The organism is Sphingobacterium sp. SYP-B4668, assembly GCF_027627455.1.
Taxonomy (GTDB): Bacteria; Bacteroidota; Bacteroidia; order Sphingobacteriales; family Sphingobacteriaceae; genus Sphingobacterium.
Genome location: NZ_CP115483.1, coordinates 3,423,531 through 3,449,037, shown reverse-complemented (window position 1 = coordinate 3,449,037; position 25,507 = coordinate 3,423,531). Strand labels below are relative to the sequence as shown.

The following is a 25,507-nucleotide window of genomic DNA, read 5'->3' as shown; positions in this document are numbered from 1 at the left end:
CCACTGCCAGAGACCATTTTTATCATGTATAATGAGACAATTGTGATACTAATTGAGACAAAAACCACCAAAAATAACTATGATTTCTCGCAAGATTATTCTAGCTTAGTGTAATTTTTACAAACAAGGCAATTGCCTCGCTTTGTGACCCAATATAAATATGCAACACCTATTGTCTTGACGCTGGAAAATAATGAATAGCATCTGTTCAACCGATATGTATTTTTACATTATAATCGACCTCAAGTTAGGAAGCCATACCAGTTTATAAACTTTGAATATCTATATATTATGCAAACACAGGATTATATCGTTTTCCTATTCTATTTTATTATTGTAGCCGGTTACGGTCTATATATTTACTATAAGAAAAAATCAGCTTCTGGCGGCTCAAAAGATTACTTTTTGGCCGAGGGGTCATTGACTTGGTGGGCCATTGGCGCGTCATTGATTGCTTCCAATATTTCGGCAGAGCAATTTATTGGGATGAGTGGCTCGGGCTTCAAAATAGGTCTGGCTATAGCCACTTACGAATGGATGGCAGCCGCCACGCTTATTGTCGTAGCCGTATTCTTTCTACCCGTCTATCTTAAGAATAAGATATTTACGATGCCTCAGTTTCTCAATCAGAGATACAATGGCACTGTGTCCATGATTATGGCTGTATTCTGGCTATTGTTATACATTGTCGTCAATCTCACGTCTATTTTATTCTTAGGAGCGTTGGCTGTATCCAGTATCTCTGGATTAGATTTTAACATGTGTATGATTGGATTAGCGGTCTTTGCCATCATTATTACGTTAGGTGGGATGAAGGTGATTGGATATACTGATGTGGTGCAGGTTTTCTTCTTGATCCTTGGTGGCTTGGCCACTACCTATCTAGCACTAAATCTGGTATCTGACCATTTTGGAGGCTCCGGTATTTTGGACGGATTCGCCTTGGTGCAAGACAAAGCTGCCGATCACTTCCACATGATATTGAAGCCTGAAAATGAAAATTACATAGATTTACCAGGCCTGAGTGTATTGATAGGAGGTATGTGGGTGATTAACTTAAGTTATTGGGGCTGTAATCAGTATATTACCCAGCGCGCGTTGGGTGCAAGTTTAGAAACCGCTAGAGGAGGTTTGCTATTTGCTGCTGTTCTTAAACTTCTGATGCCTATCATCGTGGTACTTCCCGGTATTGCAGCATTGGTATTGTATAATGACGGGCTTTTTCAAAAGGAGATGTTGGCTAATGGCGAACTAAACCCTGATAGGGCTTACCCGGTATTATTGAGCTTGTTACCTACCGGACTAAAAGGACTTTCTTTCGCGGCATTAACAGCAGCTGTAGTGGCCTCACTCGCTGGAAAGGCGAATAGTGTGGCGACTATATTTACTTTGGATATATACAAAAAGCTATTCGATAAGGACGCATCTGAGAGAAAATTGGTTAACGTAGGAAAGATTGTCATCGTGATTTCTATGGTGTTGGCTATATTGATTGCTCCTCATTTGGGAATCGATAAAAAGGGCGGATTCCAATATATACAAGAATACACAGGCTTTGTTTCACCAGGGATATTTGCCATGTTCTTATTGGGGTTTTTCTGGAAAAAAACAACTTCCAATGCTGCTTTGTTTGCCACCATCGGAGGTTTCCTTATGTCTATCATCCTCAAATTTCTTCCAAAATATGTTGATTTGTCCTTTCTTGCGTCCACAGGGTTCTCTGTGAAGACGGCGAGCGGTATATACGAAATTCCGTTTATCGACAGAGTTGGATTTGTTTTCATCGCCTGTGTGATAGGTATGGTGATTATTAGTTTCATTGATAATCGTAGAGGAGTAGTACCTAATGGGCTCGAGATAGACACCAAGATGTTTAAAACCAGCACTTCTTTCGCTGTCGGCGCACTGATTGTACTCGGTATCACAGCAGCTCTTTACACTCTTTTTTGGTAAGATTACTTTTTAGCTATTGAAGACTAGAACTTAATAAAAAAACGCTAACATCCTTATGAAACATACTGAATTTGAACTTGCTTCAGATCCACATACCCGATTGAATATATTGACCGGAGAGCGCGTATTGGTCTCTCCGCATCGAAGTAAGAGACCTTGGCAGGGTCAAGTAGAGGATATCCCACAAGACTCAAGGCCAGCATATGACCCGAAGTGCTACTTATGCCCGACCAATGTGAGAGCCGATGGAGATACCAATCCCGATTATAAAGCAAGTTTTGTATTTGTCAATGATTTCTCTGCTTTATTAAGTGAGACACCTGATGGGGCTGTCAACGAAGACGATTTATTTGTTGCCGATGTGGCAAAAGGAATCTGTAAAGTCATCAGTTTCTCCCCTCGTCATGACTTGACCTTACCCGAAATGGAGGTAGCCGCCATTAGGGCTGTAGTGGACGTTTGGCAACAGGAGTATCGCGATTTATCTAGCAATGGTTGGATTAAGTACATTCAGATATTTGAAAATAAAGGGGCTATAATGGGCTGTAGCAATCCGCATCCACATGGACAGATTTGGGCGCAAAATGGCATACCCGAAGAGCTTCAAAAAGAATCTTTGCGACAAAAAACATATTTTGAGAAATATGGTAAAACATTGTTGACGGCATATCTTCAAGCGGAGCTTCAAAAGGAAGTGCGTATTATTGATGAAAACGATTCGTTTGTCTCACTTGTGCCCTTTTGGGCATCTTGGCCTTACGAAATGATGGTGGTCAGTAAAAGAGCTGTTCAGCATATTACTGATTTCACCGGACAAGAGAAGGACGATCTAGCTTCCATATTGAAGTTGCTGACCACACGTTATGACAATCTATTTAAGACATCGTTCCCGTATTCCGCCGGTATGCATCAGGCTCCGGTCAATAGTGGAGATTTCCCCGAATGGCATTGGCACATGCATTTCTATCCACCATTATTACGTTCCGCAACGGTTAAAAAATTCATGGTAGGGTACGAGATGTTGGCCAATCCCCAACGCGACATTACACCCGAATTTGCAGCTCAACAATTAAGAGCGTGCTCGACGATACATTACAAAACTGTTTAACATGATTACTAAAGATACAATCCAACATAAATTCCAATCTATTTTTCATTCTACACCATTAGTAGTCCGTTCACCAGGGCGGATTAATATCATAGGCGAACATACAGACTATAACGGAGGGTTCGTTCTACCTGCGGCCATTGATAAAGCGGTATATGTTGCGGTGTCCAAGCGTTCCGATTTACGCATTTGTTTGTATGCGGAGGATTATCAAGAACGATATGAAGTTGAATTGTCGGAGCGGGCTCCGACAGAAAAGCATTGGCCCAACTATATTCTTGGTGTGGTTGATCAATTGGTTCAGCGAGGACATGTAGTTGAAGGATTTAACCTTTACATTGACGGTGATATTCCATTGGGGGCTGGACTTTCCTCTTCTGCAGCTGTCGAATGTGCCACAACGTTGGCCTTGAATGAGTTGTTTGCCTTGGATATCCCTAGATTGGAAATTCCTAAGATAGGACAGTTGGCGGAGCATACATATGCAGGCGTCAAATGTGGTATCATGGATCAATTTGCCTCTACATTCGGAAAAAAAGACCACGTGATCAAGCTAGATTGTAGATCGTTGGAGTTTGAATATGTTCCCTTAAAATTAGATGGGTATACAATCGTATTATTCAATTCTAACGTCAAACATTCTTTGGCCTCTACAGCCTATAATACGCGGAGGGAGCAATGTGAGCAGGCTGTTGAATGGATTCGAGTAAACCATCCAGAAGTCGACAGTCTGCGAGATGCAAATGTGGCGATGTTGGACGCGTATGTCAAAGAACGAGATATAGAAGTATATACTAAAGCTCGCTTTGTTGTGGAGGAAATCGAACGTCTCCAGTTGGCATGCAAGAGTCTACAAGAAGGGGATATTCCCCTCTTGGGTCGGTATATGTTTGATACCCATGATGGATTGAGCAAAGCCTATGAAGTCAGTTGTCCTGAATTAGACTTTTTAGTGGATATCGTCCGTCCACTACCTCAAGTATTGGGTTCCCGAATGATGGGAGGTGGCTTTGGTGGTTGTACTATTAATATTGTTGAATCTGCATATGTCGATGAGTTGGTGAGGCTGATAAGTGATCAGTATGTGAAGCAATTTGGGAAAGATGTAACTGTTATAAAAGTACAGACAGCAGACGGGACCTCTACTATTTAAGATTCTTAGTTATACGATTTCCGGGAATCAAGCACAGCCTACTTGCTGGAATTAATTTGGAAAATAAAATCTACTTGTTTGGTAGATTTTATTTTCCTAGTTTTGCCTTATACATATTGTAAGTCATTATCGGATTATTTAGGTATAAGGTCATGAGGTTTAAGAAAATACAGCGTGCAGATTCATCAGCGGATATCCGTCAGTCAAGTGGAGGTTCTGAAAGGAATGATTGGTCCCAACTGAAGGATTTGGTTGGCATTAATTCCAAGATTAAATTGCGTTCTCTTCAAGGTAATACCATTCTTCACTTCCAGATTACTTTGGAGGATTTTGACAATAGTCTCTATCGCTCATTGATTGGCGCCTACGAGGGGGATATTATCCAGTTAGAGAATCACGATAGTGTCCAAGACTTTCTCTTGATTGAGGTAGATTAACACCTTATCTTTACGCTTGTTCAAATCCGATTGGGTTGCCCTTACTGCCAAATAGCCGTGTATATCGCGCTCTTTCACTCTCTATTCGAATAGGGGATACCAGTTCCCTGTTTTGTCATATATAGCGCCACAAATGATAGCTTCAGGCTTTTACTTTTTATTTCTTTCATTTTCAGCTTAATGGCTTTATGTGTACCGTATGTGTGTTAACCGTAAGAATAATGCATGCGACTTTTTAATGTTTTGCTGTTTGGAGAATAGTATCCACCGTTGATGTTTTGAAAAATAGGACGATTTTTGAAGTACTTTATCCAGTTTTTTTTCGTTAACTTTATATAACCAATTAAAAAGGAGGTCATTATGAATCTAGTACACAGGATTGAACATTGGGGAGATACCCATCATCCTCGGTGGTTGGATGTTGTTAGAATTGTCCTTGGTGTCATCATTTTTGTAAAGGGGGTGAGTTTCATCTCGGATACTGACTCCGTTGCGCGACTGATTGAAAGGACACATTTTCAGTTGTCTATCTGGTCAGCCGTACATTATGTTGCATTTGCGCACTTGGTAGGAGGTATTTTTATCGCCTTAGGATTTTCAACACGAATCGCCGTTGTTTTTCAACTACCCATCCTTATTGGAGCCGTATTTTTTGTGAACATCACAAACGGGTTTAGCTTTTTGAATTCCGAATTTTGGCTTTCGGCAATCGTCCTCATCTTGTTGTTGGTATTTCTAGTTATCGGCTCTGGCCGATACTCTTTAGACAATGCCATGAACAAGCCCGGGTACTTGCGTAAGATTTAGTATATAGAGCCCCTTCAATCTTCACCCAGAAGATTGAAGGGGCCAATATGCGTATTTTCTGGCTCCTCTAAATATTTTATTCCGGAATCTCTATTTTCCGTTTTTTTCTGTTTGTACTCTAAAACGTTTTCGTAAATAAATACCTCACTTTCCGTAAAAATGGGGGTGAAAATTGATATTATTGTGTATCCGGATTACTTATAGCGTAAACCGATCGGTATAAACCATCTCCTGTTATTAGATGACGTCTTAGGATTTGACAATTGTCGATTTTAATTTCAGCAGGGGAAATTGTATGACATTGCAAACCACTTTTTTAGCGAGTTAAATAAAATAGATTACCATGAATTCAAGAAGAAACTTCATCCGTAAGAGTTTATTCAGCTTATCTGCTGCATATGCCGGAACATCCCTAATATCCAATGCATGGGCCTCGCCTGTGCAGAATAAGGATAGCAAACAGTCCATCAAATTGGGAATAGCAGGATACAGTTTTGTCAATTTTAATTTAGAACAATCTTTAGCGATGATGAAAAGGATGGATGTTCATTATCTATGCATTAAAGACTTTCATCTGCCCTATAAGAGTACGGCAGCGGAGATAGAGGCCTTTCACAAACAATTGGCGGCGGTTAATGTTAAGGGCTACGCCGTGGGGCCTATATATATGAAGAAGAGAGAGGAAATAGACAGTGCATTTGAATATGCAAAGCGTGTGGGCGTTGATTTAGTCATTGGCATACCTGAGATTAAGGATTTGGAGTATATAGCCGAAAAAACAAAAGCATATAACATCCGATATGCGATCCATAATCATGGCCCAGAAGATAAAATCTATCCCAATGCTACAGTAATCTATAACCATGTTAAGGACTTGGACGCTCGAATGGGGATGTGCTTTGATATGGGACACAATGTCAGGGACGGGCAAGATTCTATTAAAGATTTGGTTAGATATAAGCATAGAATCTTTGATATCCATTTGAAAAATGTTACGGCTGCAAGTGCAGACGGTAAGACGTGTGAATTGGGTAGGGGAGTGATCGACATCCCTAAGTTTGTCCTTGCGTTGAAGAAGATTAAATATCCAGGTGTCTGTAGTTTGGAGTTTGAAAAGGATATGAAAGATCCTTTGGCTGGTATTGCCGAATCTGCTGGGTACTTTAGAGGTGTATTGGACGCGAGTTAAAGTAGGCTTCCAATTAAACAGGAAGAAGGATTATCGACCCTTTTTTGGTCATATAGATTGCAATTGTTGTTTGAATCACATAAATAAGTATTTATATTTTACAAAATTATAGATTAATGGTAAAGCAGAAAATTTTTAGTACAAGTAGAGGATGGACATGGTGTACCCTTGCTTCGATTTTTTTACTGACAGCTTGTAATAACACGTCGAAAGGACAAAATGAAGAGAAATGGAAGCCTTTGTTTGATGGAAAGAGTCTGACAGGATGGAAGACAGTGGGAGGGAATGCTCCCTATAAAATTGAAGATGGTGCGATCGTCGGACGAATGACTAAGGGTACACCCAATTCATTTTTGATTACCGAACAAGAGTATGGGGATTTTGTATTGGAGCTTGACGTCAAATTGGAAGGTGATAATACCAATTCTGGAATACAGACACGCAGCCATATAGATAAGGACGCCAACAATGGACGAGGAAGGGTGTATGGTCGCCAGGTGGAGATCGATCCGAGTGCACGTGCTTGGACTGGCGGGATATATGACGAAGGACGGAGAAATTGGTTGTATCCTTTGGATTTGAATGAGCGCGCCAAGTCAGCATATAAGCCAGGAGAATACAACCACATTCGTATCGAAGCTATAGGCAATGAAACCAAGACATGGGTCAATGATATTCCCGTCGCCTATGTGATCGATACAGTAGATGCAAAGGGATTTATCGGTCTACAAGTACATAGTATTCCTGAAGCATTGGATGGGAAACAAGTGTTTTTCAAGAATGTAAACATCCAGACTGAAAATTTGAAAACCAAAGATTTTCCAAAGGATGTTTACGTGGTCAACTTGACACCTAATAAACTGTCCAAAGCCGAAGAAGATGCCGGTTATAAATTGCTTTTTAACGGAATTGATGCTACTAACTGGAGAAGCACACGTTCTGATGAGTTTCCGAAAAAGGGATGGAAGATAGCCGATGGTATCATCAGTGTACAGAAATCAGATGGTGGTGAATCAACCAATGGTGGTGATATCGTGACCACAGATCAATTTAGTGCTTTCGATTTATCATTTGAATTCAAACTTACCCCTGGCGCCAATAGTGGTGTTAAATATTTTGTAACACTTAAAGAGCAGACCCATGGATCAGCGATAGGATTGGAATATCAAGTGTTGGACGATGAGAAACACCCTGACGCCAAATTGGGCAGAAATGGCAACCGTACGTTGGCATCGTTGTATGATTTGATTACTTCCAATCGTGAGCCCAGGCCTCGTAGACCAATTGGCGAATGGAACAGAGGACGAGTGGTCGTCACACCTGACAATAAAGTAGTGCATTATCTCAATGGCGAGAAAATGGTAGAATATCAACGTGGAAGCCAGGCTTTCAAAGATTTGGTCGCGATTAGCAAGTACAAAGATTGGCCAGCTTTTGGTGAGGCTAAAAAGGGACATATCCTTTTGCAAGATCACGGTGACAATGTGTCCTATCGAAACATTAAAATCAAGGTGTTGTAAAATACACCAATCTAAAAAATGACCCGTATAAATTTATTATGATGAATCATTATATATCGAGAAGAAGTTTCCTTAAAAAATCTGCTGTAGCAGGAGGCGCTGTCGTTGTCGCCAATAGCCTGTTGGGGCATGTTGTATTGGCTAAACCCAATGAACGAGTCAATTTGGCCTGTGTCGGAGTTGGCAATCGAGCTGCTGATATTATTAGAGATCTTTACAAAACAGGTTTGTGCAATATTGTCGCCCTATGCGATGTGGATATGGGCGCACCCCATACATTAGGTATACTGAAAGAATTTCCAGATGTACCACGCTTCACGGATTTCAGACAGATGTTTGATAAGATGGGTAGTCAAATTGACGCGGTATCAGTAGGTACACCTGATTTTGCACACTTTGCCATCACGATGATGGCATTGGATTTAGGAAAACACGTCTATGTTGAAAAGCCCATGGCCCATACCTTCTGGGAAGTAGAGCTGATGATGCAAAAGGCGAAGAAGCAGAATAAGGTAGTCACCCAAATGGGAAATCAAGGACATTCGGAGGCTAATTATTTTCAATTCAAAGCTTGGAAAGATGCAGGTATCATCAAGAATGTAACCCGCATCGATGCGCACATGAATATGCCTCGCAGATGGCACGGCTGGGATACCAATATCAAGGCTTTTCCACTCCCTGAGCATACACCTGAAACGTTGGACTGGGATCTTTGGCAGATGCAGACGATGGGACATGATTACAATAAAGATTTTGTCAACGGGCAGTGGCGCTGTTGGTTTGATTTTGGAATGGGGGCATTGGGAGACTGGGGAGCACATTTGTTGGATACCGCTCACGAATTCCTAGATATGGGACTTCCTACATCCGTTGAAGCTGTTAAATTGGACGGTCACAATTCCTTTTTCTTTCCAATGTCTTCGACATTGAAATTTCATTTTCCTAAACGCAAGGGGATGCCTGCTATAGATATCAACTGGTATGACGGATTGGACAATCTACCTCCAATTCCGGAAGGTTATGGTGTTTCTGGATTAGATCCTAATATTCCACCCCCAAGTAACGGGGCCCTGCAGCCGGTTAAATTGAATCCCGGAAAGATTATTTATTCGAAAGACTTAACATTCAAAGGAGGATCTCACGGTAGTACATTACAGATTATTCCAGAATCAAAAGCTAAGGATATAGCGGGCCGCTTGCCACAGGTACAAGCTTCACCTTCCAACCACTTTGCGAACTTTCTTAAAGCTTGCAAAGGCCAAGAAAAGACACGGTCTTCTTTTGAAATAGCGGGCCCTTTAAGCCAAGTGTTCTGCTTGGGTGTGATGACGCAGAAGATGAACAACAAGATAACGTTTGACCCAATCAAGAAAGAGGTCACCAATGATAAATTTGCGAATGCAATGTTAATGGGACCTCCACCACGCAAAGGGTGGGAGCAGTATTATGTTGTATAGATAGTCCATTGATATTCTGACCTCAACTCTATTATTGAGGTCAGAATATCAATTTTAATTAGTATATCAGGTTTTCCATAATCGAGCGACGACTCTGTTGGCTATTCGCCCTTCCCCTTGAGAATACACTTTTCGAAAGTAAATCGAAAAAATTGGTCATCGTGATTTCCTTAGCCTTCTTATCTTTCCAACTAGTTGTAATCGGCGTATTCGTAAAGTCTACTTTGGTTGCCCAATAATTGATATGCATTTCGGGAATGACCAGTCCCAAAATCATCCCCGGAAGGCCGCCCGTCAGTACAGGTCCTCCATCTACAGGTATCTGGTCAGTGTAAAATGCAATTAAATATAACGAGTCTGTTGTTGCTCCGTTTACCCGTCTGCAATCATATCCAGCTATATTTCGGTACTCATCGGTAAATCGCCAAGTCACTTGTTGCAAACTATCTTTTAAAATGTATTTTTCATCTAATTCTACTTGGATGGATGTTTCTTTTGATTTTAAATTTTGATAAAACGTCTTTTGTCCGGCACCTCTGCCACCTCTGGATACTATTGGAGCGGCCATCTGCATATTTCCACTTCGACCTCCTCCTCGTCCTCCTTGACCTCTACCTCTCATTTGGGTAGAACCAGTACCACTGGCTTCCTCCGAAAGCATGAGTGTCTGCTGTTGGTCGAATTGCATCACAAAATTTGTGGTTACGCTCTCTGGCATCTCCGACATATGGCCCGACATGTCGTATCGCATTCCTCTATCGTTTTGATTGCCCATCTTGTTCATCATCTCTTTCATTCGGGCCTTGGTGTAGGTGACCTTTTCAAAGTAGATGGTACCTTGGGTAGGGAAGTAGGCATGCTGCGCTACGACAGCCTCTATTTGCAGTAATACAGCGCTAAGTATGATGAGTATCCTAATCATTTTTCTTTCCTAAGTTTTTATTAAAATCCCAATTTAAGCCGACCATTAAATATTGGGTGAGTACCTGATTCCTACTTTCTGAAAAATTCGAATCCCCAAATGATCGATTGGTGTTATTAAAGGTTTTGAAGATATCAAATGCTTTTACACTTAACAATAGGCTCTCACTTTTCAATAATTTTTTTGATACTTCAAGATTCATGTAAAATTGTTGTATTGCCTTAGAATACAGTTTGGTTTTACCCGTGTACGAGTAATTGACAACTTGAGAGAGTGCTATTTTGTAGGGTAAATAATATTTGAGGTCTGTATTGGCGTTGAAGTTGATACTGGTACTATTCAGTTTTTGATTTAGTAAAGTCCGCTCGTCACGAAATCCCATACCAGCCGAAAAGTTGAAGTCCACTATAGTAGATGTCTGTTTATTAGCGTTGATTCCGGCAAATCCATTGAAGCTCTTGGATTCATTGAATTCGCCGTTTAAGTAATTATAGCTGTTGTTGTATCCTAAGTTGAGATAAGGACCAAATTGGACGACATTATTGAACAATGGACGGGTAATCGAGGCATAACCTTGGAGATTGAGGTTTGTCTTGTCATCGATATTGACAAAGGTGGAAGTTGTTTTTCCCACACTGTCAATCACACTTTTGTTAACGATGGGATTGCTGGTCATTCCTACACTCATATTCGCGTTGATAGCAGTTGCCTTCAACAGCGAGAAGGAGTTATAGTTGATATTCATATTGTTATTGCTTGCCCTTTTTAAGTTTGGATTTCCCTCTTGTTGGAACAACGGGTTGGTAGCAGGTTGGTAGGGCTGTAATTGTCCAATGCTTGGTATAGTAGAGCTGTTTTGATAATTTGCAGATATGTTTCTGCTATTGGACAACTTGTAGTTCACGTTCATATTCGTGTTGTTGTTCCAAAAATTTCTATTTAAATCAATATCTCGATAGGAATCCTGAATACGTTGCTCACTATTCGTAACTCGAGTAGACACATTGATGTTAAATTTTTCGCTCCAAAAGCCTAGGCTTACGTTTGCTCCATGATTCGTCGTAGAGTTCCTTTCATTTTTTGAGTACAGCGTATCCAATACTGAAAAATCGTCCGTTGCAGAAAGGTTGTAAGCATTAACCAGATCTTTACTACTGCTGTTGTTAAAATTGTAGCCAAGCGTTACATTTATCTTCTCGAAGAAGCGATCGCTGAGGTTAATCTGTCCTCCAAATCGATTGTCATTGTTTTCGTTTTGCCTTTGCTGGTCAATTTCTTTTGTGGTTTTTCCATTCTCTACAGTATAAGTATTGGTTGTGGAGTTAACGTGAGACATGGATTCTCGATTGCCAAATTGATTGTTGAACTGTATATTGAGGCTACGTCCTTTATTGTTCAACCTTCTTCTATAATCGATACGCGCATCCATATTCTGGTTGTCCGATGAGGAACTTGTCTTTTCTTCAAAATCATTGATCGTCGCCGAATTTTGAAAAGTTGAACTCTGCGAGCTGCTGGAATTATGTCCTGATGATTTGCCTGCATTTAATTGTAGGGTCAGGTTTTGGATAGAGTCCACTTTGTATCTAAATTCCGAACGAAATGAGTGATTTGTATTATCCGAAGTATTTTGAGAGGAGCGTTCTGTCTCTTGTGTGATTTCAGCCGATTCATCCTTCTTTGGAGGAAGGATCCTTGTGCTATAGCTCTCGGATTCATTGGCGTTGCTATTGTTATTCAAGTTGTAGTTCGAATTGATCCTCAGCTTGCTTTTGAATAAGTTGTTTTCATAATTGGCACCAATGCTTTTGTATTCTGGATTTCCATTTATTTGGTTATTCATTCGGATGTGGTTACCACCACCAGTGCCCATGTTGTTCCAATTAGCCGTTACGCCCAAACGTTCACTTTTATTGAATTTAGCAGCAAATATTCCGGCATCGAAAAGCTGACGCGTACCTATACTCGCCTGTGCATTTCCGAAAACGCCTTTGCGTGCCTCCTCCTTCAAGACTACATTGACAGTTTTGATGCGGACACCATCATCTATACCTGTCAATTCGGCTTCCTCAGATTTGCGGTCATATACTTGGACTTTGTCTACCGCGTCGGCCCGCACATTTCGAATGGCTATCTTGGGGTCGTAACCAAAGAATTCTTCGCCTTCAATCAAGACTTTCGAAACGCTTTTGCCGTGTGCAGTTATTGCACCATCTGCCGAAACACTTAGACCTGGTAGTCTTCTCAGCAGATCCTCAAGTTTGGCATTTTTTTCAGTTTCAAAGCTAGCGGCATTGTATTCAATAGTGTCCCCTTTAATTCGAATAGGAAGTTTCTGTGTAATAACTACTTCTTCAAGTAAATTAGCTTGCGAATTGATATTGATATCCGCCAATTTAAGAGGACTTTCGGTCACTTCTATTTTTTGTGAATACAGCTCAAATTTGGGGTACGTCACCAATACCATGTATTGTCCAGCATCCACTTTTTCCAATTTAAACTGGCCGTTTTCATCGGTTCGACCATAGGATTTTAAAATGGAGTCCGGCATGTGAAGCAGGACTACCGAAGCATTTAGCAACGGTTTGGTCTCGCCTTTGTCTAGGACCTTTCCACTCACAGCGACTTGGCTGTAAGCATAGTTTGATAGTAGTAGTAGTATGAAGACAAAAAAACTTTTCATGGATATAAATGATCGCTCTAAAGTACAACTAAATATCAGCTAGCGATATATGTAATGCAAATGTTGCTGTTAATTTAACGTTAATTTACACTTCGTCTAATTAATGTGTTTTTTTTGAAACTGTCACATCGCGTGTGCGCTACTTATATTGGATTATTTAAGGTAATGCTTTCTATTTTAAACATTTACACAGTATGTGTCATCCTGTTGTTAAAGTGACGTCCAAAATAAAGAATTGTGGGGCGAAATTGATAAATTTGGATGTTTAGATTTTTGAAAAGGAGTATGATGACCAAAACGATAAAAACAGGACTACTTTTATGGGGATTATTCTTGCCAAGTGTTATGCTTTGGGCACAGGAAAAGCAAAGTTTAGAAAAGGAAACGTTTGAGCAACCGTATAGTCCAGAGGCAAATGCACAGCAGGATATAGACAGTCTACTGTTGAAAGCCCAAAAGGAGAATAAAAAGCTGATCATCCAGGCTGGAGGCAATTGGTGTATTTGGTGTTTGCGGTTTAACCACTATATCCAACACACCGCTGCAGTCAAGAAGCTACTTGATGACAATTTTTTGTATTACCACCTGAATTATTCCAAGGAAAATAAGAATGAAGAGGTTTTCCATAAATTTGCTCCTGAGGGCGGAAAACTAGGCTATCCTTTTTTTATTGCATTGGATAGCAAAGGGAAGGTTATTTCCGTACATGACAGCGGTAGCCTTGAATCTGGAAAAGGCTATGACGAGAAAAAGGTACTTGATTTGTTCAACTCGTGGTTGTAACACCTATATGTAACAAGCCCATCTCTAAGGAAGAGATGGGCTTGTTTGATTTGTTTGCACAAACTTTGCTTAGCGCTTAAGCGGGATTTCCCGTTGTATTTCGAGGAGATCCACGTCATTTGTTTTCGAGTCATGTAACAGATTTTCTGCAAAATAATCCGCCATTTTCCAGAAAAAATATTCGGTCATATTTCCAAACCCATGGCGTTGTCCTGGAAGGAGTAAAAAATCAAAACGCTTGTTAGCTTTGATTAGTGCTTCTACCATTCGTATGGAATTAGCTGGATGCACGTTGTTGTCGATGTCGCCAGTAGCAATCAGCAATTTTCCTTTTAGGTTTTTAGCCAATTCAGTATTCTTTTCTATTTGATAGGCAAATGTAGTGTCTCCCTTGCTACTTATCTTTTCTTGAATCCCATGATGGCGTTCGCTCCACCAGCGGTTGTAGATGTTGTTTTCATGGTTGCCCGCACCGGACACCGCCACTTTAAAGAAATCGGGGTATACCAATAGCGCTGCTGTAGACATGAATCCACCCCCCGAGTGACCTGTGATCCCCACTCGATCGATATCTATGAATGCATATTTGGAGGCCAATTGTTCGGCCGCGACCTTTTTATCCTCTAGACCATAGTCTCTAAGATTGCCGTATCCATAGGTGTGGTACCATTTGGACCGTGCCGGATGTCCCCCTCTGTTTCCTACAGTGATGACGATAAATCCCATTTGAGCGAGACGATCAATACGGTCCATACTTCTGCCAAATGCTTTATTCACGGCCTCCGTTTGAGGGCCAGGATACACATACTCGATGATGGGGTAGGTACGTGTAGAATCAAAATCAAAAGGCTTATACATCACACCATATAAATCGGTGATACCATCACCTGCTTTTACCGAAAACGGTTCTGGAAACTTGTATCCTGCCGCCATCAATTGACTTAAATCAGCGGTTTCCAATTTCATGATCAACTGTCCACTCGCATTGTAAAGATCGGAGGTAGGGGTCGTATTTACACGAGAGGAATTATTAACAAAGTATTTGCCATTTTCACTTGTCTCCACTTGGTGGTCATAGTTTCCTTTGTTTAGCAAAGTTGGCTCACCACCATTGATGGATAAGGAGTAGTGGTGAAGATAGTAAGGATCTTCTGCCTTCTCCCTGCCGTTGGCCGTGAAGGTAAATTGACCACTCTGTGCATCATATCCTGTGATATCCTCACAGTTGAATTCGCCTTTGGTCAGTTGACGAACTAAGCTGCCATCCTTGTTGTAAAGATAAAAATGTCCCCATCCATCTCGTTGCGACCAATGGATAAATTGACTGCCGTTTTTTACAAAATAGGGTTTTTTGATATCCTGATATACGTTTGAACGTTCTTCCAGAAGTGTCCGTACTTGACCAGTGATATAGATGCTAACAAGATCAATTCGTTTTAAATCTCTGCTGGAACGAGTCAAATAGAATGTATTGTTGTCACCCAACCAATAGTTGATATAATGTTTGCCCATGTAGCTGGCTTTATCTCTACTTTTGGTGTATACACCTATCGTTTGATTTTTGAAGGCTGCGATGTCTATACGCTTAGCGGTAAGTGCCTGAGCATTGAAGATATATAGCTCAGCTTCTGTTGAATCAGTTTCGCCTGGCATGAGGTATTTGTAGGTTTCCAACGTGGGTCTTTTATCAGCTACGTTGTTGATGACCCAGAGCGGATTTAAATGCCTGTTATCTTTTCGGGTCATCGCAAAATGTGTCCCATTTGGGGACCAACTTATCCAGACTGATTTTCGTTTCTCATTTTCCTTTTCCTCTTTTTGATCTCCCGTCGTGGTGCTGTATTCGTCTCCTCCCCAAGCATAATATTGTACACCGTCTTTCGTGACTTGATGTTCCACTATCGTACTGTCCTTTTCATCTTTAACAGCTTTCTCATAATTGGCTTTGTCCATCCAATACAAGTTATAGTTCTTCGCGAAGAAGATACGGCTGGTGTCAGGGGAAAATGACGCCCATGAGGGTTTTGGTTTTTCTTTCAAACTATCTGGAATCTCCAGTAATTTTTTGGATGCAAGATCATACTCTAAATAAAATACCTTTTTCTTGATCGTATCTGTTTTGTTTTTGAGTTTCTTGATCTCCGCTTTACTTTTTACGGTATCACGTGTACTATTGACTTCAAAGCGTATGCGTTTTTCGTCGTCTGTAAACTTGAGCCCGACAATTTCTAAATGCTCCGCATCAAAAGGATTTTTGACAATTTTTGTAATTTGAGATGCCATATCTGCATTTTCAAAGAGCAATTGCTTGCTCTTGGTCTGTGGATTGACCAAGTACCATTTTTTTCCAGATGAGGTACTGTATTCATACCAGAATCTTTCGGAGTAGTTAATCCAATTCGGAACGACCGAAGTAGAAAAAATCATATTCTGTAATTTCTTTGGCGAAAATTTGGATGCCAGTTGATAATTCGCCTTTATCTCTTGTTTTTTTTCTTGTGCAAAGACTTGGGTAAATAGACCAATTGTTAGTAAAAGTAATATTTTTTGCATGCTAGTGTTAATGATTAAATGGGTTTGCTAAAATATCGAAAATTATAGACGGAGCGAGCGTATTTGCAATGTAATATTTTTGATGGTACAACACCCATCTACGTTCCCAGAATAAAATCATATCATGTATAGGGGTGTAAATATAGGATGGATTGTGCTGAGGTTTATACCTAAAAACACTATCTTTGTTTAGAAGGAATCTATATAAATTTCACAATTAAAATGAAGAAACTCATCATCCTGTTATTATTGGTTACTAGTGCCGCCAGTCAAGTAATAGCGCAGCAAAAAGCTAAAAGAGAAGTATTGCCAGCAGACATTCAAATCAAAATAGCCATGCAGGCCGCTCCTACAGAATTTAGGGAAGGTGCTAAAGTATATGGTTATGATAGCGAAGGCAAATTTGTCATTTTGAGGGAGGGAACAAATGATTATATCTGTTTGGCTCCAGATTATAAACTTCCTTTATTATACGCTTACGCATATCCAAAAAGCTTAGAACCCTTTATGGCTAGGGGCAGAGAGCTTATTGCACAAGGTAAGCGTAGAGAAAGAGATGCTATACGTGAAGAAGAATTTAAAGCAGGTAAATTAAATATTCCTCAGCATCCAACGATGTTATACGGGTACTGGGGATCTTTGGAAAAGCTCAATCAGGAAACGGGCGAGATGGCCGATGCTAAACGTCGCTATGTCTTGTATGTCCCTTTTGCCAAAGCTGCTGATTTGGGAATGGCTAGTAAACCCACTGTGCCAGGGATGCCATGGCTGATGGACGAGGGAAGTTATAAAGCACATATTATGATCAATCCTGCTGATATGGGGCATTCCCATGGGCACTAGGATTTCCATCTCCTTTTGAAAAAAACAATAAGAGCGGCCTACTAGGCCGCTCTTATTGTTTACGGTTATTTTTGCTCTTTTTTCATGACATGTTTTGTTTTTAGTGCCTGGCTTTTAATAGCAGCTGGTACCTTGTCATCTTTTAAGAGTTCATCACATGTGTTGAATATAGCTTCCCGTTGGTAGGAGAGTGGAAACCAGCTCATCGCTTCTAATGCTGTAATTCTGATAGTTTCTGATTCAGCTTCATCGGCTATTACTGCTAGTACAGCGGGGACTAGACGATGATAGCGATAGAGTCTCAATGTGGTGATTTCAGCAAGACGCTCTTTCTCTGGCAGCTCTTTATCAAGGATATTAATTTTCATTTTATCGACCTTGCTCTTGTTGTAGTCAATATCCTTCAGTAATTGGTCACTGAGCGCGTCTGCGTTGTAGATGCTTTTATTCTGGCGGACTTGCGTTTCAATTTCACTTTTTAGCAGCTCTGGATTAAAAAAAGTCATATTTGTTCTCAATCGATAATTTATACGTTCCGAATGAGGGTCACTCACATAGAACGCTATCAAATCTTTTGCAAAATCATCTCCTCCAAATTCTCCCAAATCATACACTGCCATCCGTCTGATGAATTCATAGGAATCATTCCGTGCTGCGTGCAAGACTTCAAAATACTGCTCATTTTCAAATTTACGAAGTAGTGAAAAGGCTTGCATGCGAGTCGTTTCGAAAGTAGAGTTGAAATAGGTCTCCTTTAGGATTTTGGACATCTCTGTTTCGGGTAACAGTTTTTGTAAATAAACGAGCGCAAGCGCTTGCAAGTCCGCATCATTTTCTTGGCGCATTTTTTTCCAATAAGACACCTTCGCGCCTGCGCTGATTGCATCATTTAGCTCTTGACTTCTTTTACTCGTAAAGTGAAAAGTTGGGTCCCCAAGTACATGAGTCTCTAAATAAGCGATATGCTTAAACCAATTGCCCAATCGCATCCCATGTTGGAGGGTACCCATCAGCTCAGCAGGCCATAAATCCTGTAATACACCTATACTATTGGCAATGGCAGCAATATTTTGATTGTTCGAAAAAGGATAATATCCTGCTAAATAATTGTCGAGATGAAAGGAACCCGTCAGGCAAGAATTCAGATAGACCAATCTAGCTTGTATATTTGCGTCCTTGATATCCCATATTTGAACATCGAGATTGTCATTGAAGATAGAATCCGAGTCAATAACCGCTTTCTCAAAAGCGTCGGCCATCCATTTGTCCGATACGCCCAAAGATGTTTTGAATCCCTCTTTTACTTTTTCAACATCTCTACCATCTTCTTGCGCGGACCTAATCTTGGAGCGTAAATATCGTCCAACATTCTCCATTGAAGGTTGTGGATTAGAAGCCAACGGATAGCCATTGATGAGTTGAAGGGTGGGAGTTCCATGTCCTGTCATAAAGGCAAAATCCAATCCTTCTCGTTTTAATTCGCGGAGTAGATTGAATTTCATAAACTCAGAATTTCTGAAGTTCAAAAATTTGATGGAGTTACCAGGCCGATAGAGCGATGGAAATTGAGATTTGAGGGCGAGTACATCTCCTGAGAAAGAATTTATCGAGTTGGAATTGTACCCGTGTCCAGTTGAAGCAACCATATCACTGAGTGGATTCGTTTCCTGCCGAAGGGTGACAAGTTTCCGAAGGTAGGACTTAATCTTCTCCGTAGCATTTTCACCATTTTCCACAGGAGGTTTTATACGTGCCGAATAGATGTCCATTTCGATGTATTGTGGAGATGCACCGTTCAGGCTATAATAAAAATAGTGGGTACGCCCGATTGCTGTATCTTGTTTGAGAAAATCCAATTGCAGGTCAAAATCATCATAGTAGCGATCGGAGGGTACGGATGATTTGTCCCATCTGATTTTTTGATTCATTTTAAAGGCAGATGTTAGATACTGTGCATCTCTGATCATGACGATTGGAATCTCACCCACGAGCACAGTGCCTTCGATCGGTTGATTGCCTGTATGTAGCTTTTGCAACTGTTCACGGACCTGCTCTGGTTTTTCCCAGTTATGCGATAGGATGTACGTGCCTAGTCCGTCATTTTCGACAGATTGACGATAAGCCATGATTTCCGGACGAGCATTCTCAAAGGTCCTGCTATCTACAACAATGGCAAAGCTCGTCTTTGATTTCACAGAAGGACGGATGATTTCTTGACCATAGCTGTAGGCAACCGTTGCTAGAGAACTCAGTAGAAAGATGGCCTTTTTTATCTTAATGTTATTCATAATATCTTTGTTCACGTATATGTTTAAGTTGTAGGGTTAAAATGTATTAATTCCAATGGACAGCTGTGTAAAGTAACGGTTGTCGCCTTTTTGAATGATACCACTATCCTTCATTGCGTGGCTGATTGACCCAGAGGCTTTTAAATAAACCTGATTCCCCTTTTTTCCAAATGGCTTTAGGTTGTATTTGATGTGAGCGGCGTTGGTCCAAGTATTGACGCTGTTGTAATCATGCATGGGAACAAACACCTCGTTGGCTACAAAGTTCGTGGAATAGGCCTTATCTACATAGAGAAAGTCATCGTCCACTAGAAAATCAAATGCCGACTTGACTTGGAATGACCATCCTTGTTTTTGTTGCAGCACATAATTTTTATCATAGCTGATAACTATGTTTATCTTGTCAATAATCTGCTTGTTCTTCGGATTGGCGTATCTGTTGTCCAGACTGTGGTATGTAGCAGCAGCATTTAGCCACCAATCGATATGACCCTTGCTTTTTTTCCTACTGAGTAAGTACGAGAGGGTAGTATGAGTCCGTAGCATAGTGCTCATAATACTTGAATACACGGTTTCATATTGTTTGCTATCCGGATTTTGCACCTGATGATATTCTCGATTGTCCATATCCTTTAGCATCCATTTCAACCCAATTTGGTGCGCGAGATTACTTCTTTTCCAGTCCAAATACGAAGCAGCTTGATATTGTGCGAAATTATGTCTTCCAGCTTGTTGTATGTAAATCGATCCATCGATCACATCTTCATGACCTTTACGGTAATCGAAGTTTACGGTCCACTGTTTTGTTTCGCTGCGACGTACATAATCTATCGCGCCTCCAAAAGCGTGACCTTCATTGCTCCGGAGGTATCCCGAGGTTAAGATATAGGGAGCGCTATTCTGATATTCACCTGCTCCCAATAAGCGATAGAGATTGAATTGGCGGCTTGTTCCGACTGTTTCAATATTGAGATCCTCTTTATAAAAAGCATAATGTCCTGTTAATCCTAGTATATTTTGATTATCAATTTTATACGTGATGCTGGGTGATAAATCTAGATTGCTGGAATTGTCAAGTGGCCTTGGATCTTTCTGACGAGCACCTGTCAACATGTTGTACCGTATATTTAAGCCTGCATTCATCCGGTCGTTTGCAAAAGCCGGTGTAGCAATCTGCAACTGTAAAGCATATCGTTGCTTCTTCCAATCTGCAGATAGCGAGTCAATCAATTGATACGGATTGTCGCGATAGGGATTGGTATGAGCAGTAAGACCCACTTCACTATCTTTGTTCGTTTGAAAGTTAAAACTTCCAAAAAATGTCCAATCATTCAATCGTTGATAGCGAGAAGTCGAAAAATTAATTCCTTGTGTAGATTTTGCGTCGTAAGGCGATCTTAAATCACCCCCTTGGTAGTAAGCGCCCAGTTGACTTTCTCCTTCCAAAGGAAGCGTAGTATAGCCTAAGAGAGCTGAATTTCGACTTTTAATCAAGGACTCCTTTATTTTGAAATATTCATACGTTGGTGTTGTTTGTGCCGAAGCAACATGACCAAGCCCCAATATTAAATAAATGCCTGCTAATAAATTCTTTTTCATGTCTACTTCGTTATTTTTCTAGGGGTTGGATTATTGTTGACTTCAAAATCTACAGATGAATTGTTGGTGTCCATTAACACTGCCCGTTGTCCAATCATACTTTTTACCTTACGGACTACCGATCTCCCCGAATTGGCTACACCTACATAGGTAAGTCCAGCATCCACGGTTTCAGGTAGCCGTTTCTTATCGATGGTAATAGTGGAATTACCTACACAATCTACAGCGTCAAGTACGGCATCTACAGGTACCTGAAGATATCTTGTGGTACTACTTACATTGGGTTCCGTCATCGTGGGGAATGCCGAGACATTGGAATCCTTAAAGACAACTAGTCCAGCCCCATTGATACCAATGTTCCAATCAAATCCTGCAGGGCTGCTGTAATACTGATGATGCATATTTGGCACCTCGGGATTGTCGGTATCGCGTATATTGGTGCCTGTCGGGTTAAAATAAGTTTCAAAATCAGCGATTCCCTTCCCTAAATCCGCGGGCGAATTGGGATTGCCATTGGGGTCGCTTTTATGGTTGAGGGCTGTGATGGCAATCACGATGGACTCTCCAGGTTGTACAGGATAATCCTGCCCTGTACCGGGTATCATCCATGCTTGATTGAGGTAGACATAGTTTTTGTCCGGATAGAATCCATATACCGAATTGGCTGAAGTCTTCGTACTGCCTACTACCAAACTGTCCGCATATTGCAAGCCTGTACTGTTGTTATATATTTCTATGAATCCATCGTATAGATAGTTAGTCCCCCCAGGTGTTTTTGAACCTGTGTAGTAGAACTCTTTGATGACAAATCCACCTGCCACACTTCCCGTCAATGAGATTGTACTCGTAGCGGATTCGGTAATAAGTAGTTTAGGGATGTTTCCATTACAGAAGATTTCAGCCGAGATACCGACCAGCCCTTCGGCTTCCGTGGCGCTGACTGTTTTGGATGCCATCACTGTATATACACCAGGGGTGATCGCTGAGACACTGATATGCCCCTCACTATCCGATTCGTATTCTCTACTTGCACCAGTTATTGTATTTTTGAGTATTACCTTGACACCGTTTGCAAGTTGTTTGCTATAGTGTTCGGGGTAATATACCGTGAAGTTATAGTCTAGCGTAGTATAGTCATAATAGTCCTTGCGACAGGCCGTTAATATAAACAAGAGCCCACTTAAGAACAGTACAGATGTATTTTTTATGGAAATGTATTTCATGTCTGATTAGAATTTAAGGGTTATTTCTGTGCCGTAGAACATGCTGATATTACGCTTTGCGTACTCCTGTGGATAGCGTGTGCCTGCTTCGAGTGGACGATGGTTGAAAACGTTGTTTGCATAAAATGAAAACCCCATATTGTTGGCAAACTCCTTTGTCATTTTCAGATTGAAAAGCCAAAGTGGTTTCCAGCTTTCTGTCTTGTAATAACCGTCATTCAGGCTGAGATAGATGTCCCGGTCTGCTTCTGTAATATTCTGACGTTCGGCTTCTGTAAAATAGGTAATCTGAGGTGTGCTGCCAGCAGCTCCCACAGGAATATAACCTACAGGTATGCTTGAATAGTTAACGTACTTATGTTGATCTTTCCATATCGTCTGGGCAGTAGCGGTGATGATAAATCGGAATTCTGGAATATTGTGTATTGCCCTTAGGGTGGTGACAAATCGCTCTTGTTGCATTCCTCTGGCTTCAAATACTCCGATTCGGGTGAGGGGGGTATTAGCCGCATGTTGCAAGAGTATATAAGGTGATTGCGTCATGAGCTTGGTAGAGAGGTAGGCGCCATTGAGGACAAATGATGTCCTGATATTGTCGAATCGTCCAAAGTCAAAGTCAAACTCGATTCCTTTATTTAGAATATTTCGATCATTACTTGGAGAGTTGAATGTTGAGACCAAGAGGCTCTCACCTACAGTTGGGCTCAGCACTGGCGGTTGGCCTACTGGCGATTCGATAACCGAGTACGTAGGGATGTTGAAAAATTTTACACTATTGAGATTTGTGTTCATCTCATAGCCATTCTTGGTTTGTTCATAATATCCTACAACAGAAAATCGTCTTTTGCCTATTGTATAGTCTATTCCTATTTCCTTTTTCGATGTTTGTGCAATTTTTAAATCAGGATTAGCTGTTTCGAACACTCTAGTACTGATGATTGCCATAGCCTCAATGGGATTTTCTTTATAGTGATTCAGACTGAAGGCATCATAATATGCCCTATCTGGATAAAGATAAAGTAGAGTAGGAGATTTAGCCGTGATACCATATCCAGCCCGAATAGACAAGTCTTTTATGATGTCATACGAAGCGTTGATTCGCGGGGCCAATACCGATTGTGACAATGTCCCAAAAGGTTGTATCTGGTCCCATCTTAGTCCAGCCTGTACGTGTAGTTCCCGATCGAAGAGTTGTGTAGTATAGCGATCCTCTATATATAAGCCTAGCTGATTTAAGGAAGGAATATCTCGATATGATCGAGGTCTAAAGCCAAAAGGATCCGCAGTCCTATAGGGGTTATTGGGGTCAACCGTTCTTCCCGCTCCAAAATTAGCATCTAATCGATAGTCTGCTCCAATTAGAATGCGATGCGTACCCTCACCCGTTTTCAGGTAGAAGTCATCCGAGAGTTTGGCGAAAATGTTGAGCGGTTGGCCTTCAATCCATAACTGATTGAGAAAGGTGGATGGAAGATAGGGTACCTGTTGGGTTACATCCTCGGTTGCGCTGCTGTTTGCTGATACATTTAAAGTTGTTAATCTTTGCTGATATCCCTTTTGTAAACTGTAATTGGCAGACAATGTATAGTTAAGATTACGAGCGAATTGTTTGTTTAATTTCCATTTACCATTTGTGGACAATTGGTACGAATAATTTTGGGCTTTGTTGATTATTTGCTCAGCTTGATAGTCTGGATCAATTTTGTTGTCATCCAAATTCATCCCAAAGGAGAAAGTCGTGTTGGAATACAAGGGCAACGCTTTGCCGAATGTATTCGTATATTGCATAGATCCAGTCATCCGCTCATAGGCCGAATAGGCTGTAATCTGTTTGTCATAAGCTTTTGTGAAGTCTAAATCTACAAATAGGTTGCCTTTCGTCTCCCCTAGATCAAATCCTTGCCCAGCCCAAAATTGTGTTAATTTTGGATTCAATCTCGCTTTGACTTGTAAGGGTTCGATCCCAGCTTTTGTACTGACCAATACAGCGCCTGAGGTTAAGTCTCCATATTCAACAGATGGAATCCCGCGTATTACCTCTACTGATTCAATATTATCAGCCGATAGCTGCCGCATATCCGTACCCATACCACTTGCCGTGGAAAAACCGGCCAATACACCCGATGTGACCGTATTCATCGCTTGTAAATTAGCGTTGTTGGATTGGGGGGCACCATTGACGAGAATAGATGTGCCCATCGAGCTCATGTTGTCTCCTGGGGATGCATACTCCCCCGTGTATTGTCTGATGCTCGTTTTATTGGGATTGGTAAAATTTGGATTGGATACGATTGCTCCGGGCAATAGCTGCAAGACTTCCCCTAAATGAGTAGCTTGCATATGTTCTATGGCTTTTCGGAATATTATCGTAGAAGTTGCTCCATCTTTTCGCTGTTCTTTGGCGATAACCACCACATCTTTTAGCGTAATGCTATTCTCTTTCAATAGAAATTGAAGATCGACACTGGGAAGTGTGATTTTTTGCTCTTCTTCCAACATTCCTAGGTATTGTACCGTAATGGTATAGGTGCCATTAGGAATTTTGGAAAAATTGAATTTACCAGAGGCATCGGTTTTGGTGAATAGGCCTAGTTCCACTACGCGAACGGTGGCACCCAATAGGGGAGTTTGATCCGTGTCGTGTCTGACGGTTCCGGTAAGGTTGGGCTTTTGCGTCGTTATCTTCGCTTGAGAGGACAGCGTTTGCTGCGCTTGTACCTCGTGAATGACGGTAGTTTGCAAAGATAAAAGCGCAAAGAAAAGTAAAGATTTTTTCATTGTGCTGGTATTTCAGGATAAGGTAATGTTGTGCATGTTGGTGCAGATTCCGGGTGATTTTCCGACAAAGGTAAGCAAATCATTCTATTTAGAAGAAGTCTAAATAGAATGATTTTATTTTATTGGATGCCTTTACATTTCCCTGACTTTATCCTGAAGCAAGCTTTTTGACGTTTGGTTAGCTCCAGTTCCGTGTTTTTCGATATGACAG

Annotated in this window: 17 protein-coding genes; 10 read left to right on the top strand and 7 right to left on the bottom strand. The window is 40.9% G+C overall.

Annotation, left to right across the window (positions count from 1 at the left end; translation table 11 throughout):
- The first annotated feature begins 291 nt into the window (after nt 1-291).
- From OQ289_RS14235 to OQ289_RS14200, 8 genes are all read left to right on the top strand, one after another.
- Nucleotides 292-1,953: a sodium/sugar symporter gene (locus OQ289_RS14235; RefSeq protein ID WP_033562898.1), complete on the top strand. Its 1,662-nt coding sequence runs from the start codon at nt 292-294 to the stop codon at nt 1,951-1,953.
- A 55-nt stretch (nt 1,954-2,008) separates the two neighbouring features.
- On the top strand, nt 2,009-3,061 hold the full coding sequence (locus OQ289_RS14230; RefSeq protein ID WP_270087527.1) for a UDP-glucose--hexose-1-phosphate uridylyltransferase: 1,053 nt from the start codon (nt 2,009-2,011) through the stop codon (nt 3,059-3,061).
- A gap of 1 nt (nt 3,062) precedes the next feature.
- Nucleotides 3,063-4,214: a galactokinase gene (galK, locus tag OQ289_RS14225; protein ID WP_270087526.1), complete on the top strand. Its 1,152-nt coding sequence runs from the start codon at nt 3,063-3,065 to the stop codon at nt 4,212-4,214.
- Between the two features lie 152 nt (nt 4,215-4,366).
- The gene (locus OQ289_RS14220; protein WP_033562896.1) at nt 4,367-4,651 is read left to right on the top strand and encodes a hypothetical protein; all 285 of its coding nucleotides are present in this window, start codon (nt 4,367-4,369) and stop codon (nt 4,649-4,651) included.
- 360 nt (nt 4,652-5,011) lie between these two features.
- On the top strand, nt 5,012-5,458 hold the full coding sequence (locus OQ289_RS14215; RefSeq protein ID WP_270087525.1) for a DoxX family protein: 447 nt from the start codon (nt 5,012-5,014) through the stop codon (nt 5,456-5,458).
- A 343-nt stretch (nt 5,459-5,801) separates the two neighbouring features.
- Nucleotides 5,802-6,647, top strand: coding sequence for a sugar phosphate isomerase/epimerase family protein (locus OQ289_RS14210; protein WP_270087524.1), 846 nt, complete (start codon nt 5,802-5,804; stop codon nt 6,645-6,647).
- Between the two features lie 116 nt (nt 6,648-6,763).
- A complete protein-coding gene (locus tag OQ289_RS14205) occupies nt 6,764-8,167 on the top strand; it encodes a 3-keto-disaccharide hydrolase (RefSeq protein ID WP_270087523.1) in 1,404 nt (467 codons plus the stop codon).
- A 38-nt stretch (nt 8,168-8,205) separates the two neighbouring features.
- On the top strand, nt 8,206-9,624 hold the full coding sequence (locus tag OQ289_RS14200; RefSeq protein WP_270087522.1) for a Gfo/Idh/MocA family oxidoreductase: 1,419 nt from the start codon (nt 8,206-8,208) through the stop codon (nt 9,622-9,624).
- 58 nt (nt 9,625-9,682) lie between these two features.
- Here the strand turns inward: OQ289_RS14200 and OQ289_RS14195 are convergent, their stop codons facing one another.
- A complete protein-coding gene (locus tag OQ289_RS14195) occupies nt 9,683-10,546 on the bottom strand; it encodes a GLPGLI family protein (protein ID WP_270087521.1) in 864 nt (287 codons plus the stop codon).
- Complete coding sequence (locus OQ289_RS14190; protein WP_270087520.1) at nt 10,539-13,229, bottom strand: outer membrane beta-barrel protein; 2,691 nt, start codon at nt 13,227-13,229, stop codon at nt 10,539-10,541. Before OQ289_RS14190 ends, OQ289_RS14195 begins: the two co-directional genes overlap by 8 nt.
- Before the next feature lie 285 nt (nt 13,230-13,514).
- Between OQ289_RS14190 and OQ289_RS14185 the strand changes: the two genes are divergently transcribed.
- On the top strand, nt 13,515-14,012 hold the full coding sequence (locus OQ289_RS14185; protein WP_270087519.1) for a thioredoxin family protein: 498 nt from the start codon (nt 13,515-13,517) through the stop codon (nt 14,010-14,012).
- Between the two features lie 69 nt (nt 14,013-14,081).
- Here the strand turns inward: OQ289_RS14185 and OQ289_RS14180 are convergent, their stop codons facing one another.
- Complete coding sequence (locus OQ289_RS14180) at nt 14,082-16,565, bottom strand: S9 family peptidase (protein WP_270087518.1); 2,484 nt, start codon at nt 16,563-16,565, stop codon at nt 14,082-14,084.
- A gap of 222 nt (nt 16,566-16,787) precedes the next feature.
- Between OQ289_RS14180 and OQ289_RS14175 the strand changes: the two genes are divergently transcribed.
- Nucleotides 16,788-17,408 (top strand): hypothetical protein, encoded by a 621-nt coding sequence (locus OQ289_RS14175; RefSeq protein ID WP_270087517.1) that lies wholly within the window; start codon nt 16,788-16,790, stop codon nt 17,406-17,408.
- Nucleotides 17,409-17,473: 65 nt separating this feature from the next.
- Here the strand turns inward: OQ289_RS14175 and OQ289_RS14170 are convergent, their stop codons facing one another.
- The 4 genes from OQ289_RS14170 to OQ289_RS14155 are packed head-to-tail and all read right to left on the bottom strand — an operon-like array spanning nt 17,474 to nt 25,296.
- Nucleotides 17,474-19,696, bottom strand: coding sequence for a HEAT repeat domain-containing protein (locus OQ289_RS14170; protein ID WP_270087516.1), 2,223 nt, complete (start codon nt 19,694-19,696; stop codon nt 17,474-17,476).
- A gap of 36 nt (nt 19,697-19,732) precedes the next feature.
- Nucleotides 19,733-21,295 carry a DUF6850 family outer membrane beta-barrel protein gene (locus OQ289_RS14165; protein ID WP_270087515.1) on the bottom strand — a complete coding sequence of 521 codons (1,563 nt, stop codon included), beginning with the start codon at nt 21,293-21,295 and terminating at the stop codon, nt 19,733-19,735.
- Nucleotides 21,296-21,297: 2 nt separating this feature from the next.
- A complete protein-coding gene (locus tag OQ289_RS14160; protein WP_270087514.1) occupies nt 21,298-22,518 on the bottom strand; it encodes a DUF4876 domain-containing protein in 1,221 nt (406 codons plus the stop codon).
- Between the two features lie 6 nt (nt 22,519-22,524).
- Nucleotides 22,525-25,296: a TonB-dependent receptor gene (locus OQ289_RS14155; RefSeq protein ID WP_270087513.1), complete on the bottom strand. Its 2,772-nt coding sequence runs from the start codon at nt 25,294-25,296 to the stop codon at nt 22,525-22,527.
- Nucleotides 25,297-25,507: the final 211 nt, after the last annotated feature.